General features: G+C 62.0%; 14 protein-coding genes and 1 pseudogene. 6 read left to right on the forward strand and 9 right to left on the reverse strand.

Annotated elements, in window-relative coordinates; all coding sequences use genetic code 11:
- Positions 1-324 precede the first annotated feature (324 nt).
- A complete protein-coding gene (gene arcD, locus AC1RR7_RS17540) occupies positions 325-1,752 on the forward strand; it encodes an arginine-ornithine antiporter (RefSeq protein WP_493158059.1) in 1,428 nt (475 codons plus the stop codon).
- Positions 1,749-2,600 carry a DNA-3-methyladenine glycosylase family protein gene (locus AC1RR7_RS17545; RefSeq protein WP_493158060.1) on the forward strand — a complete coding sequence of 284 codons (852 nt, stop codon included), beginning with the start codon at positions 1,749-1,751 and terminating at the stop codon, positions 2,598-2,600. The genes arcD and AC1RR7_RS17545 overlap by 4 nt, the downstream gene beginning before the upstream one ends.
- Positions 2,601-2,831: 231 nt before the next feature.
- On the opposite strand, the gene AC1RR7_RS17550 is transcribed toward AC1RR7_RS17545, so the two are convergent.
- The 9 genes and pseudogenes from AC1RR7_RS17550 to gap form a co-directional block, all read right to left on the reverse strand.
- A complete protein-coding gene (locus AC1RR7_RS17550) occupies positions 2,832-4,181 on the reverse strand; it encodes a CoA transferase (protein WP_493158061.1) in 1,350 nt (449 codons plus the stop codon).
- A 142-nt stretch (positions 4,182-4,323) separates the two neighbouring features.
- Positions 4,324-5,079: a methyl-accepting chemotaxis protein gene (locus AC1RR7_RS17555; protein WP_371320921.1), complete on the reverse strand. Its 756-nt coding sequence runs from the start codon at positions 5,077-5,079 to the stop codon at positions 4,324-4,326.
- A 102-nt stretch (positions 5,080-5,181) separates the two neighbouring features.
- Positions 5,182-6,540 (reverse strand): annotated as a pseudogene (locus tag AC1RR7_RS17560) (methyl-accepting chemotaxis protein); the annotation flags it as partial.
- A 102-nt stretch (positions 6,541-6,642) separates the two neighbouring features.
- Positions 6,643-7,038, reverse strand: a complete 396-nt coding sequence (locus tag AC1RR7_RS17565; RefSeq protein ID WP_493158062.1) for a YbaN family protein — start codon at positions 7,036-7,038, stop codon at positions 6,643-6,645.
- 104 nt (positions 7,039-7,142) lie between these two features.
- Positions 7,143-7,739 (reverse strand): biliverdin-producing heme oxygenase, encoded by a 597-nt coding sequence (locus AC1RR7_RS17570; RefSeq protein WP_273538097.1) that lies wholly within the window; start codon positions 7,737-7,739, stop codon positions 7,143-7,145.
- Between the two features lie 111 nt (positions 7,740-7,850).
- Complete coding sequence (locus tag AC1RR7_RS17575) at positions 7,851-10,436, reverse strand: TonB-dependent receptor (RefSeq protein ID WP_493158063.1); 2,586 nt, start codon at positions 10,434-10,436, stop codon at positions 7,851-7,853.
- A 122-nt stretch (positions 10,437-10,558) separates the two neighbouring features.
- Positions 10,559-11,524: a FecR family protein gene (locus tag AC1RR7_RS17580; RefSeq protein WP_493158064.1), complete on the reverse strand. Its 966-nt coding sequence runs from the start codon at positions 11,522-11,524 to the stop codon at positions 10,559-10,561.
- A 120-nt stretch (positions 11,525-11,644) separates the two neighbouring features.
- Entirely contained in the window at positions 11,645-12,163 is a 519-nt protein-coding gene (locus AC1RR7_RS17585; RefSeq protein ID WP_085709647.1) for an RNA polymerase sigma factor, read from the reverse strand.
- Positions 12,164-12,283: 120 nt separating this feature from the next.
- Entirely contained in the window at positions 12,284-13,285 is a 1,002-nt protein-coding gene (gene gap, locus AC1RR7_RS17590; RefSeq protein ID WP_096818258.1) for a type I glyceraldehyde-3-phosphate dehydrogenase, read from the reverse strand.
- A 220-nt stretch (positions 13,286-13,505) separates the two neighbouring features.
- Between gap and edd the strand changes: the two genes are divergently transcribed.
- The 4 genes from edd to AC1RR7_RS17610 all read left to right on the forward strand — a co-directional run bounded on the left by edd (position 13,506) and on the right by AC1RR7_RS17610 (position 18,555).
- Positions 13,506-15,332, forward strand: coding sequence for a phosphogluconate dehydratase (gene edd / locus AC1RR7_RS17595; protein WP_085606582.1), 1,827 nt, complete (start codon positions 13,506-13,508; stop codon positions 15,330-15,332).
- Positions 15,329-16,285, forward strand: coding sequence for a glucokinase (locus AC1RR7_RS17600; RefSeq protein ID WP_102621288.1), 957 nt, complete (start codon positions 15,329-15,331; stop codon positions 16,283-16,285). Before edd ends, AC1RR7_RS17600 begins: the two co-directional genes overlap by 4 nt.
- A 79-nt stretch (positions 16,286-16,364) precedes the next feature.
- On the forward strand, positions 16,365-17,096 hold the full coding sequence (locus tag AC1RR7_RS17605; RefSeq protein WP_025112821.1) for a response regulator: 732 nt from the start codon (positions 16,365-16,367) through the stop codon (positions 17,094-17,096).
- Between the two features lie 31 nt (positions 17,097-17,127).
- A complete protein-coding gene (locus tag AC1RR7_RS17610; protein ID WP_173861378.1) occupies positions 17,128-18,555 on the forward strand; it encodes an ATP-binding protein in 1,428 nt (475 codons plus the stop codon).
- Positions 18,556-18,627: the final 72 nt, after the last annotated feature.

Below are 18,627 nucleotides of genomic sequence, written 5' to 3' on the forward strand. Positions count from 1 at the left end.
AACCGCTGCAGGCATAAAGCTATTGTCTGGAAGGCCCGTCCCAGAGGCCTTTGGTCGATGTGGTTGGGAATGGATCCTATTACTTTCGAGTTATCACGCTAGTTGCTTTTCCACTTTTGGCAAATTTTTCACATCTGTTTTCAGTACAGAATTGATTTATTAGGATCAGCGCACAAAACTGTCTTAACGTGCTAGGCGTTAGCGTCATCGGCTATATATAACCGGACGTTTATCGGCATTACCTGATAAACGTCAGTCAGTTTTATCCGTTTAGTTAATAGTTGTTACAAATAAAAACCTCACCCATCTTTCAAGGAGATTTGAATGTCGCAACCGACGCAAAAGCTGCGCCTTGGCGCGCTGATCGCCCTGGTGGTGGGGTCGATGATTGGCGGGGGGATTTTCTCTTTGCCGCAGAACATGGCGGCTCGCGCCGATGCCGGGGCAATCCTGATCGGCTGGGGGATCACGGCCATCGGCATGCTCACCCTGGCGTTCGTGTTCCAGACCCTGGCCAACCGCAAACCGGAACTGGACTCCGGTGTCTACGCCTACGCCAAGGCCGGGTTTGGCGACTACATGGGGTTCTCGTCGGCGTGGGGCTACTGGATCAGCGCCTGGCTGGGCAACGTCGGGTATTTCGTGTTGCTGTTCAGCACCCTCGGCTACTTCTTTCCGGTGTTCGGTCAGGGCAACACGCCGATCGCAATTGGTTGCGCTTCGGTGTTGCTGTGGGCCGTGCATTTTCTGGTGATGCGCGGGATCAAGGAGGCGGCGTTTATCAACCAGCTGACGACCGTGGCCAAGATCGTGCCGCTGATCATGTTCATCGTCATCGCTGCCGTGGCGTTCAAGGCCGATATCTTTACCCGCGACATCTGGGGCCACAGCAACCCGAACTTCGGCGGGGTGATGGATCAGGTGCGCAACATGATGCTGGTGACGGTGTTCGTGTTCATCGGCATCGAAGGCGCCAGCGTGTATTCGGCGCGGGCCGAGAAACGCGCGGACGTCGGTCGGGCCACGGTGATCGGTTTCATTGGCGTGCTGGCGCTGCTGGTGCTGGTCAACGTGCTGTCGCTGGGGATCATGAGCCAGCCGGAACTGGCGACCCTGCAGAACCCTTCGCTGGCGGCGGTGCTGGAACACATCGTCGGGCCGTGGGGCGCGCTGGCGATCAGCATCGGCCTGGCGATTTCATTGCTCGGTGCGCTGTTGTCCTGGGCGCTGTTGTGCGCCGAAATCCTCTTCGCCACCGCCAAGGACAAGACCATGCCGGAGTTCCTGAAAAAGGAAAACGCCAACCATGTGCCGGTCAACGCGCTGTGGCTGACCAACGTGATGATCCAGATTTTCCTGCTGATCACGCTGTTTTCCGCCGGCACCTACACCAGTCTGATCTATCTCGCATCGTCGATGATTCTGGTGCCGTACCTGTGGTCGGCGGCCTATGCGGTGCTGTTGAGCGGGCGGGGAGAAACCTATGAACATGCCTCGGCCGAACGCACCAAGGATCTGCTGATCGGCGGCATCGCCCTGTGCTACGCGGTGTGGTTGCTGTACGCCGGCGGGGTGAAATATTTGCTGCTGTCAGCGCTGTTGTATGCGCCGGGGGTGATTCTGTTCGCCAAGGCCAAGCATGAGCAGGGCGAGCCGCTGTTCACCACGATCGAGAAGGGGATTTTCACCTGTGTCATCGCCGGTGCCGGGCTTGCGGCCTACGGGTTGTACAGCGGTGTACTGTCGTTGTGAGGCTGCGGCTCGAATACCAGGCGCCCTACGACTGGCCGGCGATGCTCGGGTTTCTCGCGGCGCGGGCGGTGGTCGGGATGGAGACCGTGGTCGATGGCGTGTATTCGCGCAGCATCGGTTTGAACGGTGTGCATGGCACGGTTTCGGTCTGGCCCGGTGACGGCGATGCACTGGAGGTCGAGCTGGATTTTCCGGATGCGACGGCGGTGCCCGAGATCATCACGCGCTTGCGTCGGCTGTTCGATCTGGACGCGGATCTGTCGACGATGCAGCGCCATCTGGCGGCGGATCCGCTGCTGGCGCCATTGATTGCCGAACGCCCGGGGTTGCGGGTACCGGGCGCGTGGGACGGACTGGAGTTGGCGTTTCGGGCAGTGCTGGGGCAGCAGATTACGGTGGTCGGGGCGATCCGGCTGGCGGGGAAAATGGTGGCGCAGTATGGCGAGCTGTTGCGTTCAGCAGTGCCGGGGCTGACCCATGTGTTTCCCGACGCGGTGGTCCTGGCGAACGCGGATCTGGCGACGCTGGGTATGCCGAAAAGTCGCGGACGCACTTTGTCCGGGGTCGCGCAGGCGTTGCTGGATGATCCGTTGCTGTTTGCCTCCGGGACTGCGCGGTTGCTGGCGCTGCACGGGATTGGCGACTGGACGGCGCAGTACATTGCCTTGCGACAGTTGCGGGATATGGACGGGTTTCCGACCGGCGATGTGGGGTTGCTGCGGGCGTTGGAGGTGCTGGAAGGGGAACGGATGACGGCGCGGGAGTTGTCTGTTCGGGCAGAGGCCTGGCGGCCGTTTCGGGGGTATGCGGCGCAGGTTTTGTGGGCGTCTTTGAGCCGATTCGACTGAGGTTTTGGTGTACGGCTTGAGATCGCTGCCCTCACCCCAGCCCTCTCCCGGAGGGAGAGGGAGCCGATTGGGGGATATTTGAGAAGTACACCGACTTGAACGTTCTGCATCGAATCCAAAATCGACTCGATCTCTCAGGTCGATGCATGGCGCCAGACAACTCGGTCGGCTCCCTCTCCCCCCCGGGAGAGGGCTGGGGTGAGGGCAGCGATCTCAAACCATGCACGAATCTCAGAGCCACTGCGGTTGATGCGATCCCAACTCAGTGGCCGGCAAAGCCCACTGCAGAGGCGTCCCGCTGATCTTCAGCGGGGCTTCAAGCCGATGTGCGGGGCCCCACGGCGTCTGTTCCACCCGCAAGCTCTGATCCTGCTCATCTTCCGGACGCAGCGCTTCGTCCGTCCCCGGCCCATGTTCAATCAACAACTTCGCCGTCCGCGCCAGCGACAATCGCGCCGATCCACCTCGACCACTGCGCAGCCCTTCAGTCAGCAACCTGATCGCACTCGCCGCCATCAAATACCCCGTCGCATGATCCAGCGCCTGCACCGGCAGCGGGGTCGGTTTGTCCGCCTGCTTCCAGCGCTGTCCGGCCTCTGCGATGCCGCTGCTCATCTGCACCAGACTGTCGAAGCCCCGGCGGTTCTGCCACGGACCGCTCCAGCCGTAGGCGTTGAGGCAGACGTCGATCAGCCCCGGCGCCAGTTGCCGGCGACGTTCGGCGCCAAAACCGAGATGCTCAAGCGCATCGGCGCGATAGCCGTGCAGCAAAATGTCAGCATCCTTGAGCAGGCTTTCAAACACCGCGCGATCTGCCGGCTCATGCAGATCCAGACGCGCACAGCGTTTACCGAGGGTCACTTCCGGCACTACGCCGGGCTCGTTCCAGGTCGGCGGGTCGATGCGCAGGACATTGGCGCCGAGCCCTGCGAGAAAGCGGCTGGCGGTGGGGCCGGCCAGTACGCGAGTCAGATCGAGCACCTTGAGCCCGGCCAATGGCTGTGCCACCGAGCCTTGCCAGGGTTGATGGCTTTCGTCTTTCCCATCACTGAAATGCACCAGCGGCTCGGCATTCACCGCCAGCCCTTGCGGATGCTTCTGCCACTGCGCCCAACTGCGCATTTCGGCGGCGCAGCCCTTGGCATCGACCACCGCTTGCTCCAGATCGGCACTGGCCCATTGCGCGACTTTCGCCGCCATCGCCGTGCGGTCGGCGCAGGCACCCAGCACGCTTTCGGCGGCGGCGCGGTGATGCGGGGCGTTGGTGTGCAGGCGGATCCAGCCGTCCTTCGTTGCGTAGTCGCCGGCGACCGGATCCCACAGCGGTGGCACTTCCCAGCCGATCGGCCGTAGCGAAGTGGCAAACCAGAACGAGGCGAGGCGTCGATCGACTTCAATACCGGGCAAGTCGCCGGTTTGCTGCTGGAGCAGTTCGGCGACTGCCTGCCCGGCAGCGGCAATGCTCGCGCAGGCAAGGTCAGTGACGGCAAACGCGGAGGGCAGGGCGCCCTCGGCGGTGAACGGAATCGGCGTGCGGGACAAGCCGAGCGCGGCTTGAATGGACGTGAGCAGATCAGTCATCGAAGGCCCTCCGGAAGAGGGCCTGATCATAGAACAGATGACGAGATCGTTCCCATGCTCTGCGTTCCAATTCAGGAGCGGGACGCGGAGCGTCCTGGGCTGCATTCCCACGCGGAGCGTGGGAACGATCAGGGAAGGGAGGTCAGACGCGGAACTGATCCATCAATTTCATCTGCTGACTGGCCAGGGCATTCAACTGGCTGCTGATCGCCGCCGATTCGGTGGCCTGTTCGGTCAGGGTCTCGGTGACAGTGCGGATCGCCGAGACGTTGCGGTTGACCTCTTCGGCCACGGCGCTTTGCTGTTCGGCGGCGCTGGCGATTTGCAGGTTCATGTCGCTGATCACGGTCACCGCATCGCTGATCTTGCCGAGGGCGTCCACGGCCTGGCGGATCTGCCCGGCGTTGTTGTGGGCCTGGGTCTGGCTCGAATGCATGGTCGCGACCACGCCACGGGTGCCGGTCTGGATGCGTTCGATCACCACGCGGATTTCTTCCACCGAATCCTGAGTGCGCTTGGCCAGGTTGCGCACTTCGTCGGCAACCACCGCGAATCCACGGCCGCTTTCACCGGCACGGGCCGCTTCGATCGCAGCGTTCAGCGCCAGCAGGTTGGTCTGTTCGGCGATGCTGCGGATCACTTCCAGCACCGAACCGATCTGCTCGCTGTTGACCGCCAGTTCCTCGACTTCGGTCACTGCTTTGCTGACTTCGTCGGCCAGTTGATTGATGTCGCGGGTGCTGCGCTCGATGATCGACATCCCGTCCTTGGCCGACTGATCGGCGCCTTTGGCCGCGTTGGCAGCGTTCGAAGCACTGTTGGCCACGTCGTGGGCGGTGGCGCTCATTTCGTTGGAGGCGGTGGCCACCTGATCGATTTCGCGGAACTGCACCTGCATGCCTTCGCTGGTCTGGCGGGCGATTTCCGACGATTGATCGGCGGTGCCACGGGCTTCGGTGATGCTCTGTTTGATCTGGGCGATGGTTGGTTGCAGCTTGTCGAGGAAGCGGTTGAACCAGTTCACCAGTTCGCCCAGTTCATCTTTCTTGGTGTAGTTCAAACGCTGGGTCAGGTCGCCTTCACCGCTGGCGATGTTCTTCAGCATTTCGGCAACGCTGTTGATCGGACGGGTCACACCGGAGGCGGTGAGCCAGATCAGCAGCAGGCCGATCAGACCGGCGATCACGGCCACCGACAGCGCGGTAATCATGCCGGTTTGCTGAGCGTCGTCGAGCACCGCTTGCAGCTTGACCGAGTCGGCCAGGAGCACTTGTTTCGGCAGGTCGATGACCACGCCCCAGGCCCGGGAATTGCCGATCGGATCGACCGGGTACACGGCGCGGATCAGGTCGCCCTGTTCGAGAATCTTCGGTGTGCCGGCGCTCAGCAGTTGCAGGATGTCCTTGCCTTCGGCGCCAAGGGTTTCGGCGATGCCTTTGCCGACCTTGGTCGCGTCGGTGCTGTAGGCGCCGAGCACGCCGCTGCCGGAGACGATCAGCATGTGCCCGGAACCGTTGAACAGTTCGCGCTGGGAACCCACGGACGCTGCTTGCAGGGCGTCGAGGGCGATGTCGATGCCGACCACGCCAATGGCCTTGCCGTCCACCAGCAGCGGCACTGAAATGGTGGTCATGAGCATTTCCTTGCCGCCCACGGTGTCGGCGTACGGGTCGAGCAGGCAGGTGCGCTTATTGTCGCGAGGGCAGGTGTACCAACTGTTGTAGGGCGTGCCGCTGACGCTGAGGGTGGTCTTGGTCATGTCTTCTTCGACCATGATCGTGTTCAGCGCAGAACCGGCGGCACGGCTCCAGTAGGTGGCGAAGCGCCCGGCTTCGTTGGACTGGCGCGCCGCGTCGTTGACGAACTCGCTGTCCTTGCCGTCCAGGCCGTTGGGTTCGAAGGCCAGCCAGATGCCGAGCACCTTGCTGTTGCGCTCGAACGCGGTTTTCAGGCTCAGGTTCAACTCTTCGCGCAACGCCCCGGCGTCCAGCGAACGCTTGGCGGCCATGACGCGCATGTCCTTGATCTGGTCGGCCAGTGCGGTGATCACCAGCAGGCTTTCGCCGAAGGTCTTCTGCACCTGTACCGCCTGTTCGGCAGCCTTGGCTTGCAGCAGGTTCTGCACGCTGGCGGTGAGCATCTTGCTGCTCGACTCGCTGACCAGTTCGTCGTTCTGGTTGGTCTGGTAGAGGTTGATGCCGACGATCAGCGCAACCACGCCGAGCAGGCACAGGCCGGACAGCAGGACGATTTTCAGGCGAATGGACAGAGAGTCGAACATGGGATGTTCTCGCGAATGAATGAACGGTTGGCTACGGGGCACGGAGTTGCCCGGCTCGCCAAATCCATTCAGCGCCATTCAATGCTCATCGGCGCGGGGCGAGGGTGCATGAGGTGCAAGCCGACGAACGGTCACGGCTAAACGTTTGCGCGGGCAAATGCCCTGAAAAGAAGGGAAAAATCAGGAAATCTTCGGCAACGCTTCCGGTCGAGACCAGATCCACAGATTGCCCATGGTCATGCCGGCAATCGCCAGATACACCGGCCAGCCGTGATCGAGCATCACCCACATCAGGGTCGCGCACAACAGCATGCTGACGGTGGCGCTGACCTTGGCCTTGCGGGCGATGATCTTGCCGTTGCGCCAGTTGCTCAGGATCGGGCCGAACAGCCGATGGTTTTCCAGCCAGGCGCTCAGGCGCGGCGAACTGCGGGTGGCAGCCCAGGCGGCGAGCAAGATGAACTCGGTGGTCGGCAGGCCGGGCACGACGATGGCGATCAGACCGATGCCGAGGCTGACATAGGCGAGCAGGCCGAACAGCAGGCGGGCGAGTCGGGAGGAGGCGGGTTGGGGCATGGGCTCGAGGTGCGTGAGGCGAAACGGGGATTCTACAGGCTGGCGCCATTCCCATGTGGAAGCTGGTTGGCCAGCTCCCCCAGGGTTTTGTGTCGGGCTTGGGATCAGGCCAGCTCGGCTTCTGTGGCGTAAGCCTGTTCCAGCAGCACGGTGAAGCGGTTGAACGCGTCGATCGCGCCTTGCTCCACTTCGGCTTCTTCTTCGGCACTGAATTGCAGCGCGTCGAGGGTGCGCACGAAGCTCTTCCAGCCTTCGGCGCGACCGCCTTCAGGCTCGCCCAGGTGACGGGCGCCGAAGGTTTCGCTCAGCTCCAGCGCAACGGCGCGTTTGATCAGGAACGCAGCGCCGAGCTTGGAACCTTCGGACACGAAGATCCAGCCCAGGGCGCGGGCCTTGCTCGGGTTCTTCACCGCGCCGGCCACCGGGGCAGGCACTTCGGTGTCGAGATCGGCGAGGTCGGCCTTGGCCGCTTCGGCGCGGCAGCGGGCCGGCAGGTCAGGGACGATGGCGGTCAGTTCGGCATCGTTGTACAGCGAGACCAGTTCCGACTGGAACAGGTACTGCGCAACCACGAAGCGGGCGAAATTGGCACGAGTCTCGAACGGCGCGTGCGCCTTGACCAGCGCATCGAGCTTGCTGTGCGGCTCGTGGGTGATCTGGTTCAGGCGTTGCGAACGCAGGGCTTTTTCCGGGGTGCTCATGAGATGTCCTTGAAAAGAAGAGGCGCTTGATAACGAGACGTACGGGCAAGCGCCGGACAGTAAAAAAACCTCACGGCGCGGCAATGCACACGCGCCGTGAGATTGGCCGGATCAGATATCCCAGACCAGGTTGATCGCGAAGTTGCGACCCGGCTGGGTCAGGCGATCAAGGTTGGCCGGTTGTGTCACCGAAGCTTCGCCGACGCTGTCGTAACCGCGCACGTCATCCCACAACCAGTACTTCTTGTCGGTCAGGTTGTAGATGCCGCCGCTGACGGTGACGTCGTCGGTGACCTTGTAATAACCGGCCAGATCGAGAATGCCGAAGCCCGGCGACTTGAACTGGCTGCTGACACCGTCCGGCGACTTGAAGTTGCTGTCGTCGACGCGATCCTTTTTCTTCACCACGGTCCAGCTCAGCAGGCCGCCGTAGTTGTCCTGGTCATAACCCAGACCGAATACGCCGGTCAGCGGATTGACGCTGTTCAACGGCTCGCCGTTGTCGTTGTTGCGTCCGTAGGCGTAGGAGATCGAACCCTGGGTGTACAGGCCTTGCGGCGCGCCGAAGGAATCCAGGTTCAGGCGACCTTTGACTTCGGCACCCTTGATGGTGGCGTGCTTGATGTTGCTGGACTGGAAGGTCAGCTCGCTGTAGCCCGGGGTGACGGCGTCTTCGTTGATGAAGTCGCGGTACTTGTTATAGAACACCGCCACGTCGAACGAGCCTTGCTCGAAGTTGCCGCGCAGACCGGTTTCATAGCTTTTGCTTTTTTCCGGTTCCAGGTTCGGGTTCGGTGCCACGTTGTAGCCGGTGGTGCTGTTCTCGAAGCGGCCGTACAGCGCTTTCGCGGTCGGGGTGCGGAAGCCTTCGGCGTACTGACCGTACCAGGTGTAGTTTTCGGTCAGGGCGTAGGTCAGGCCGAATTTCGGCGAGACTTTATGCCAGGTCTTGTTCTCGTCGCTGACCGTGCCTTTGCCGTCGGCAGCCACGGTGTTGAGGAATTCCTGGGTGATGTGCGGCTTGAGCTGGGTGTAGTCGTAGCGCAGGCCTGGCAGGAAGGTCCAGTTGTTCCAGCTGATCTGATCCTGGGCGAACAGGCTGTAGGTGTTGATGGTCGGGTCCGGGAAGTCGCTGGACTTTTTCAGCACGTCGGCCGCACTGGTGGCGCCGATGGCGGTGCAGCCGCGACCGACTGCCAGGCACTTGCCGTCGCCGCTGCGCGAACCGGTGACTTTCTGCTGTTTGATCGTGGTGCCGAAGGTCAGCACGTGATCGGTGTCACCGATGGCGAATGCCTTGTCCAGTTGCGCATCGAACACCCATTGTTTTTCCTCGTAGATCGTGTCGCGGGTACGCAGCACTTTACGGGTCATCGGGTAGTAGAACTCTTCGGTGCTCTGGTCGGTCTTGGCGACCTGGTGGTTGAGGCTCCACTTCACGTTATCGGCCAGCAGGCTGTCGAGGGCGAAGCTGTGCTCCAGGCCGAAACGCTCGCGGGTGACGGTGTCGTTGCCGGTACGCCACTGATACATGCCGCCGGGCAGCATGCTGTTGGGGATCGTCGGAGCACCATTGAAGAACGGGCCGCCGTAGGCACTTTTCTGATCGGTGTCGCGATCATCCTTGTACTTTTCGTAGGTCAGGCCCAGGCGTGAACCTTCGCTGTAGTTCCAGCCGATCTTGGCCAGTACGTTGGTGGCTTTCACGTCCTCCGGGTTGGCGGCAGTGCGCTCAAGACCGGTGCCGTTGTTGCTGCCGTAGGAATCGGTTTCATGACCGTCGCGCTGACTGTAGTGCAGCAAGCCGTCGAACTGGTCGGCGCGACCGGCGACGGTGGCGGATTTCAGCCAGCTGTCGTCGGCGGAGCTGTAGCCGGTTTTCAGGCGGGCGCCGACGTCTTTGCCGGGCTTGATGATGTCGTCCGGGTCGAGGGTGTAGTAGCTGACGGCGCCGCCGATGGCGTTGCTGCCGTAGAGCACCGAGGCCGGACCGCGGAGAATTTCGACGCGTTTGACGATTTCCGGGTCGACGTAGTTGCGCTGGGTCTTGGCGTACGGGCCGTTGAAGAAGCCGTCGGGTACTTCGACACCGTCGACCTGGGTCAGGATGCGGTCACCGTCGATGCCGCGAATGTTGTAGCCGCTGATCCCGCCGCGCTGGCCGGCGCCGCCGACGGAGACGCCCGGCTCGTAGCGCACCAGATCCTTGATGGTGTTGACGTTGTTGCGGTCCAGGTCCTGACGGGTCTGCACGGTGACGGTGGCCGGCACGCTGCTCACCGACTGTTCCTGACGGGTGGCGCTGATGGTCACCTGATCGAGGTTGAGTGCGCCGCTGTTGTTGCGCTTTTCCAGCACGACGTTGTTGTTGCTCAGTTTGCGGAAGCTCAGGTTGGTCCCCACCAACAGGCGCTCCAGGGCTTTTTCCGGTGGCAGCGAACCGCGCACGCCCGGCGACGACACGCCTTGACCCAGTTCCGCCGGCAAGCCGACCTGCCAGCCCGTGACGGCGGTGAACGCGTTGAGCGCCGACACCAGCGGTTGCTGGCCGATGGCGAACGAGTAATCGCCCATGTTGCGTGCCGGTTGCTCGGTGGCAGCCATCAGCGGCGCGGTGCCGGCCATCAGGATGGCGGCGGTCAGCAGCGACAGCACGCGGGAAGGGGAAGAAGTCTGGCAGGTAAGGCGTGAGGACATCGATAGCGCTCCGTGTCGCACGAATCTTTATAGGTGCTGATTGGTATCGCGAGATGCGAATCAATTGCATTGGCTATAACGAGACGAACGAGCTTTGGCTATCGAGTAAAAATAATTCTCATTTAGTTCAAAATCACCAGCGCCGGGAATTCCTGAAGCTTGGCCGAGGTGATGTGAGCGAGCGAACGAACTACGTCCAGTGGTTGGTCGAGACGGTAATTGCCGGTGACGGCGACGTCGGCCAACTGTTCGTTGGTATTGATGATGAAGCCCGGGTAGTAACGGCGCAGTTCGGCCAGCACCCGGTTCAGCGGGCAGTTCTCGAAGATCAGCCGACCCTGCACCCACGCCAGATCGGTGGCGGCATCGACCTTGGCCGGGCGGTCGAAACCATTCGGGCCGATACGGATGCTTTCCCCGGCGGACAGCCGCACCCGGGCATCGTCACGGGTTGCGCGCAGATCGACATCGCCGCGCTGCACCCGAACCTGCGCCACGCCGTCCAGGTAACGCACGGCGAACGCGGTGTCGCGCACGCTGGCCTTCACCGGCCCGGCGTCGATTTCCAGCGGCTGGCTGTGGCTGGCCGGGACCTCGAAAAATGCTTCGCCCTGATACAGGCGCGCCACCCGCTGCCGATCGTTGATCGTGCTGGAGAAGGCGGAATTGGTGTTGAGCAGGACTTTCGAACCGTCCTCAAGCTGCAGGCGTTGCCGCTCGCCGACCACGGTCAGGTGATCGGCCTGCAAACGCATCGGCAGGTTGCTGAAACTGAACAGACCGAGCACCAGCACGGCGGCGGTGGCCAGCGGTTTCCAGTGCGGACGCAGACGTGTGAGGACGGTGACTTTCTTCGGTTTGGCCGCGAGGTTCTGCGCGCACTGGGCGATCTGCGGGCCGTCCCAGATCGCCTGGGCCTTGGCGAACGCCTGGCCGTTCAACGGATCGGCCGCCAGCCAGGCATGAAACTGCCGGGTCTGCTCCTCGTCCGGACTGCCGAGCACGATGAGCCAGTCCAGAGCCTGGTCCATTGCGTTGGCGGCGTCCTGCGCCTTATCGGGCGAAGGAGGGCGGTGGGTGTCCGTCACGGTGTTTCCTCGGCAGTGTCTGTGCACGGCTGTTTTTTTAGTGAAGCGTAAAAGTCGGGCAAGGGTAACAAAGCCCGATGATCAGTGCAGTCGATCCTGTCGAATACGGACAAGGCCTGGTCAGTCGCCGTTCAGGCGCTCGGCGACACCGATGCAAATGGTCATGATCAGTTTGAGTTCTTTCTGCACCGTGCTGAGGGACACGCTGAGTTCTTCGGCGATCTCCTGATAGCTGTGCCCGTGCAAGCGGCTGAGGATGAAGATTTGCTGCTGACGGGGGCTGAGTTCACCGAGGCTCACGTTCAGGCGCTCCAGCAATTGTTCGGCGTGGGCGGCGTCTTCGGCGCTGCTGGCGGGGGCGGCGACGCTGTGCACCACGTCCTGCGGTACGTCGTCGACCATGGTGCGTGAATGAATCTTGCGCGCACGCAAATGGTCCAGCGCCAGGTTGCGCGCGGTCTGGAAGACAAAGGGTTCAAGGTGATCGATGGCCCGTTCGCTCAGCGCCCGGGTGACGCGCAGGTAGGTTTCCTGCAACAGGTCTTCGGCGGTGCTGTGGTTGTTGACCATTCGTTCCAGCGTTCGCAGCAGTGAAGTGCGCTGGGCGAGGAAAACGTGATTGAACTGCGACTGACTCACGGGAGGACCTGATCCATTTCGAGCGAATGATAATGCTTATCATCCGCCCGAGTGGTCAAGTGTTGATTTGTCAAAGGTTGGTAAAGCTATTTACCCGCTCTCAAATCGGCGGCAGCGGTTTTATTCCGCGTTGCACAGCGCCAGGCAGTTATCGAGCATGCGGTTGGAGAAGCCCCACTCGTTGTCGTACCAGGCCAGCACTTTCAGCAGTTTGCCGCTGGATTTGGTGTGGTTGGCGTCGAAGATCGACGACAGCGGGTTGTGGTTGAAGTCGCTCGATACCAGCGGCAGGGTGTTGTAGCCGAGGATTTTCGAATGCTGGCTCGCGGCTTTCATCAGTGCGTTCACTTCATCGGCCGAGGCTTCGCGCTTCAATTGTACGGTCAGGTCAACCAGCGACACATTGATCACCGGCACGCGCACGGCCATGCCGGTCAGCTTGCCTGCCAGTTCCGGCAACACCAGGCCCACAGCTTCGGCAGCACCGGTCTTGCTCGGGATCATGTTCTGGGTGGCGGAGCGGGCGCGGTACGGATCGGTGTGATAGACGTCGGTCAGGTTCTGGTCATTGGTGTAGGCGTGAATCGTGGTCATCAGACCGCTTTCGATGCCCAGTTCGCGGTGCAGCACCTGGGCCACCGGGGCCAGGCAGTTGGTGGTGCACGATGCGTTGGAAATGATCTGGTGCGACTGGCGCAGGATGTCGTGGTTCACACCATAAACAACGGTGGCATCGGCGCCTTTGGCCGGGGCCGAGATGATGACTTTGCGCGCACCGGCAGTAATATGCGCGGCAGCTTTGGCCCGGTCGGTGAACAGACCGGTGCATTCGAATACCACATCAATCTTTTCCGCAGCCCACGGCAGTTCGGCAGGGTTGCGGATGGCGCTGACCGAAATGCGGTCACCGTTGACGGTCAGACTCTCGTTGTCATGCGCAACTTCAGCATCGAACGTGCCGTGAACGGTATCGTATTTGAGCAAGTGCGCATTCATCGCGCTGTCGCCCAGATCGTTGATGGCGACGATCTGCAAATCCTGACGATAGCCTTGGGTATACAGTGCGCGCAGGACATTACGGCCGATGCGGCCAAAACCATTGATTGCGATTCGAAGAGTCATTGAACAGCGCCGCCGTCGTTTTGTTGTTGGAATTACAAGATTATTCGCATAAAAATAGAAAACAAGCCTTTTTAGTGGCAATATTTTGTTTTATCTACAACGAGTGACCTGAATCAACTGGTCCGAATGATCAAGAAAACCGCTCGTCATCCCACGCGAACGGGCTTTTGATCAGCATAGACAATCAGGTCGCCACATCCGTTAGCCTGGAGTTCTACACATGCATCCCCGCGTTCTTGAGGTCACCGAACGGCTTATCGCCCGCAGCCGCGCCACGCGTCAGGCTTACCTTGCGCTGATTCGCGGCGCTGCCACTGACGGGCCGATGCGCGGCAAGCTGCAATGCGCCAACTTCGCCCACGGCGTGGCCGGATGCGGCAGCGAAGACAAGCACAGCCTGCGGATGATGAACTCGGCGAACATCGCCATTGTTTCGTCGTATAACGACATGCTCTCGGCGCACCAGCCGTACGAAGTCTTCCCGGAACAGATCAAGAACGCCCTGCGCGAAATCGGCTCGGTCGGCCAGTTCGCCGGCGGCACGCCTGCCATGTGCGACGGCGTGACCCAGGGCGAACCGGGCATGGAGCTGAGCCTGCCGAGTCGCGAAGTGATCGCGATGTCGACGGCGGTGGCGCTGTCCCACAACATGTTCGACGGCGCACTGATGCTCGGCATCTGCGACAAGATCGTGCCGGGCCTGATGATGGGCTCCCTGCGTTTCGGTCACCTGCCGACGATTTTCGTGCCGGGCGGCCCGATGGTGTCGGGGATTTCCAACAAGGAAAAAGCCGACGTGCGGCAGAAGTACGCCGAAGGCAAGGCGACCCGCGAAGAGCTGCTGGAATCGGAAATGAAGTCCTATCACAGCCCGGGCACCTGCACCTTCTACGGCACCGCCAACACCAACCAGCTGCTGATGGAAGTCATGGGCCTGCACTTGCCGGGCGCATCCTTCGTCAACCCGAACACGCCGCTGCGTGATGCCCTGACCCGCGAAGCCGCGCATCAGGTCACGCGCCTGACCAAACAGAACGGCAACTTCATGCCGATCGGTGAAATCGTCGACGAGAAGGCGTTGGTCAACTCGATCGTCGCGTTGCATGCCACCGGCGGCTCGACCAACCACACCCTGCACATGCCGGCCATTGCCATGGCGGCAGGTATTCAACTGACCTGGCAGGACATGGCCGACCTCTCCGAAGTCGTGCCGACCCTGAGCCACGTCTATCCGAACGGCAAGGCCGACATCAACCACTTCCAGGCTGCGGGCGGCATGTCGTTCCTGATTCGCGAGCTGCTCGAAGCCGGCCTGCTGCACGAAGACGTCAACACCGTGCTCGGCCACGGCTTGAGCCAGTACACCAAGGAGCCGTTCCTCGATAACGGCAAACTGGTATGGCGCGAAGGCCCGACCGACAGCCTCGACGAAAACATCCTGCGTCCGGTGGCCCGTGCGTTCTCGGCAGAGGGCGGCTTGCGGGTGATGGAAGGCAACCTCGGTCGTGGCGTGATGAAGGTGTCCGCCGTGGCGCTGGAAAACCAGATCGTCGAAGCGCCGGCCATGGTGTTCCAGGATCAACAGGATCTGGCCGACGCCTTCAAGGCCGGTTTGCTGGAGAAGGACTTTGTCGCGGTGATGCGCTTCCAGGGCCCGCGTTCCAACGGCATGCCGGAACTGCACAAGATGACGCCGTTCCTCGGCGTGCTGCAGGATCGCGGCTTCAAGGTTGCGCTGGTGACTGACGGGCGCATGTCCGGCGCGTCGGGGAAAATCCCGGCGGCGATCCACGTCAGCCCCGAAGCTTATGTCGGCGGCGCTTTGGCTCGCGTGCAAGAGGGCGATATCATCCGCGTCGATGGCGTCAAAGGCACCCTGGAACTCAAGGTGGACGCCGCCGAATTTGCAGCGCGCGAACCCGCCAAAGGCCTGTTGGGCAACAACATCGGCAGCGGCCGCGAACTGTTTGGCTTCATGCGTTTGGCCTTCAGCTCGGCAGAGCAGGGCGCCAGCGCCTTCACTTCTGCCCTGGAGACGCTTAATTGAAACTGGCTTTGGTCGGTGACATCGGAGGCACCAACGCGCGGTTCGCGTTGTGGAAAGATCAGCAGCTCGAATCGGTGCAGGTGCTGGCCACGGCTGACCATGCCAGCCCGGAAGAGGCGATCAGCCTCTACTTGAGCGGGCTCGGCCTGGCGCCGGGCGCCATCGGTTCGGTGTGCCTGTCGGTGGCAGGTCCTGTGAGCGGCGATGAATTCAAGTTCACCAACAACCACTGGCGCCTGAGCCGCAAGGCGTTCTGCCAGGCGTTGCAGGTCGAGCAGTTGTTGCTGATCAATGATTTCTCGGCGATGGCGCTGGGCATGACCCGTTTGCAGCCCGGCGAATTCCGCGTGGTCTGCGAAGGCACGCCGGAACCGTTGCGTCCGGCGGCGGTGATCGGCCCGGGCACCGGCCTGGGTGTCGGCACCTTGCTCGATCTGGGCGAAGGCCGGTTTGCCGCGTTGCCGGGGGAGGGCGGCCACGTCGATCTGCCGCTGAGCAGCCCGCGTGAAACGCAACTGTGGCAGCACATCCACAACGAAATCGGCCACGTCAGTGCGGAAACCGCGTTGAGCGGCGGCGGTTTGCCTCGGGTGTACCGGGCGATCTGCGCGGTGGATGGCCATGAACCCAAACTCGATACGCCGGAAGCAATCACCGCCGCCGGTCTTGCGGGCGACCCGATTGCCCTGGAAGTGCTGGAGCAGTTCTGCTGCTGGCTCGGTCGCGTGGCCGGCAACAACGTGCTGACCACTGGCGGCCGCGGCGGGGTGTACATCGTTGGCGGCGTGATTCCGCGCTTTGCCGATTTCTTTCTCGAAAGCGGTTTCGCCCGCAGCTTCGCCGACAAGGGCTGCATGAGCGATTACTTCAAGGGGATTCCGGTGTGGCTGGTAACGGCGCCGTACTCGGGTCTCGTCGGTGCAGGAGTCGCGCTCGAACAATCCGGTCAATGATCATTCCCACGCCGAGCGTGGGAACCATCGGCACATCAGGCATAATCCGCCCAATTCCAACAACAAGGATGCCTTCGAAGTGAGTTCAGTCAACAAGTCGATTTTGTTGGTCGATGACGACCAGGAGATACGCGAGTTGCTGGAAACCTACCTGACCCGCGCGGGTTTTCAGGTACGGGCCACGGCCGACGGCGCCAGCTTCCGCCAGGCGCTGAACGAGGCGCCGAGCGATCTGGTGATTCTTGATGTGATGCTGCCCGATGAAGACGGCTTCAGCCTGTGCCGCTGGGTGCGCCAGCATCCGCGTCAGGCTCAGGTGCCGATCATCATGCTTACTGCCAGTTCCGACGAGGCCGATCGGGTGATCGGTCTGGAACTGGGCGCCGACGACTACCTCGGCAAACCCTTCAGCCCCCGCGAACTGCAAGCCCGGATCAAAGCTCTGCTGCGCCGTGCCCAGTTCGGTCAGGAACGCAGCGGCAGTGAAGTGCTGGCGTTCGACGAGTGGCGGTTGGACATGGTCAGCCATCGGCTGTTTCACACCGACGGCGAGGAAGTGATTCTGTCCGGCGCCGACTTCGCCCTGTTGAAACTGTTCCTCGATCACCCCCAGGAAATCCTCGACCGCGACACCATCGGCAACGCCACCCGTGGCCGCGACCTGATGCCGCTTGATCGCATCGTCGACATGGCCGTCAGCCGCTTGCGTCAGCGTCTGCGCGACACCGAAAAACCGCCACGGCTGATCCGCACCGTGCGTGGCAGCGGCTACCAACTGGCAGCCAACGTGGTTGCCGGCAATGGTCACTGAGTTCCTGCGCAACACCGCACGCAAAGTGCCGATGCCGCGCTCGCTGCTTGGGCGGATGCTGCTGCTGACGTTGTTGGCGGTGTTGTTTGCCCAGACCTTGTCCAGTGTGATCTGGGTGTCCCAATTGCGCGCGACCCAGCTCGAAGGCCTGGTCACCAGCGCCCGCAGCCTCGCCCATTCGATGACCGCCAGCGTCAGCTATTTCCGCTCGTTGCCGGTGGCTTACCGGCCGTTGGTGCTTGATCAGTTGCGCAGCATGGGCGGCACGCGTTTTGTGGTGACGCTGAATGACAAACCGCTGGGCATGGACGTGTTGCCGGTCACGCCGCGCAAGGCGGCGGTGCTTCAGGCGGTGGATGAGGTGCTGCGTCAGTCGTTGGGCCAGGACACCGATATTCTGGTGACCTTCGTCAGCCCCGATGACCTGCGGATCTTCAATGCCGGGTTGAAACTCGATGAGTTGCCGCGCTCCTGGGCGCATTACGCGCTGACCCTGGAACCGGTGAATCCGCCGGTGCTGGTGACCCAGATCCAGTTGGCACCGGGTGAATGGCTGTACATCGCCTCGCTGCTGCCCGAGCCCTACACCAGTCTCGAAGAGCAAGGCCTGCCGACCCAGCAGGTGTGGTTCATCGTCTTCACCAGCGGCTTTCTGCTGTTGTTCATCGGCCTGCTGGTGCATTGGCAGAGCCGGCCGCTCAAGCGTCTGGCGCGGGCCGCGCGGGACTTGTCGCTGGGCGCCGACGTCGAGCCGGTGGCCGAGGGTGGCGGCAGCGAAGTGGTCGAGGTGGGCCGCGCGTTCAACACCATGCGCGAGCGCATCAGCCGTTACCTCACTGAGCGCAGCCAGTTGTTCAGCGCAATTTCCCATGACCTGCGCACGCCGATCACCCGCCTGCGTCTGCGGGTCGAACTGCTGGAAGACGAACAACTGCAAACCAAGTTCGGCCGCGACCTGGATGAGCTGGAGCTGTTGGTCAAAGGCGCGCTGCAATGCGTGAAGGACACCGACATCCACGAAAACATCGAGCCGGTGGATCTGAACCATGTGCTCGACTGCCTGGTGGAGCCGTATCTGGCGCCCAACGGCAATGGCCGCGTCACCCAGCAGGGGCGGGCGCTGGCGGCGTATCCGGGCAAGCCGTTGGCGCTCAAGCGCTGCATCGGCAACTTGATCGACAATGCGCTGAAGTACGGGCAGAACGCGCATCTGCATATCGATGACGACGAGAGTGCGTTCGTGCTGCATGTCGACGACGAAGGCCCGGGCGTGCCGGAGCAGCGGCTGGAGCAGGTGTTCGAACCGCACTTCCGGCTGGCGGGGCAGCAGCAGGGATATGGGCTTGGATTGGGGATCGCCCGCAACATTGCTCATAGCCATGGCGGTGAAGTGACGTTGCAGAACCTGCGTGAGGGTGGATTGCGCGTGACCCTGCAATTGCCGCGTTCGGCGGATTGATCTGAATGTCACCGGTCGGTGACAAAACCCGTCCCCTTCGTTACAAGCCCACCCCGGCCCGTTGTTTAGACT

Source organism: Pseudomonas sp. GW821-FHT11G12 (assembly GCF_058808055.1).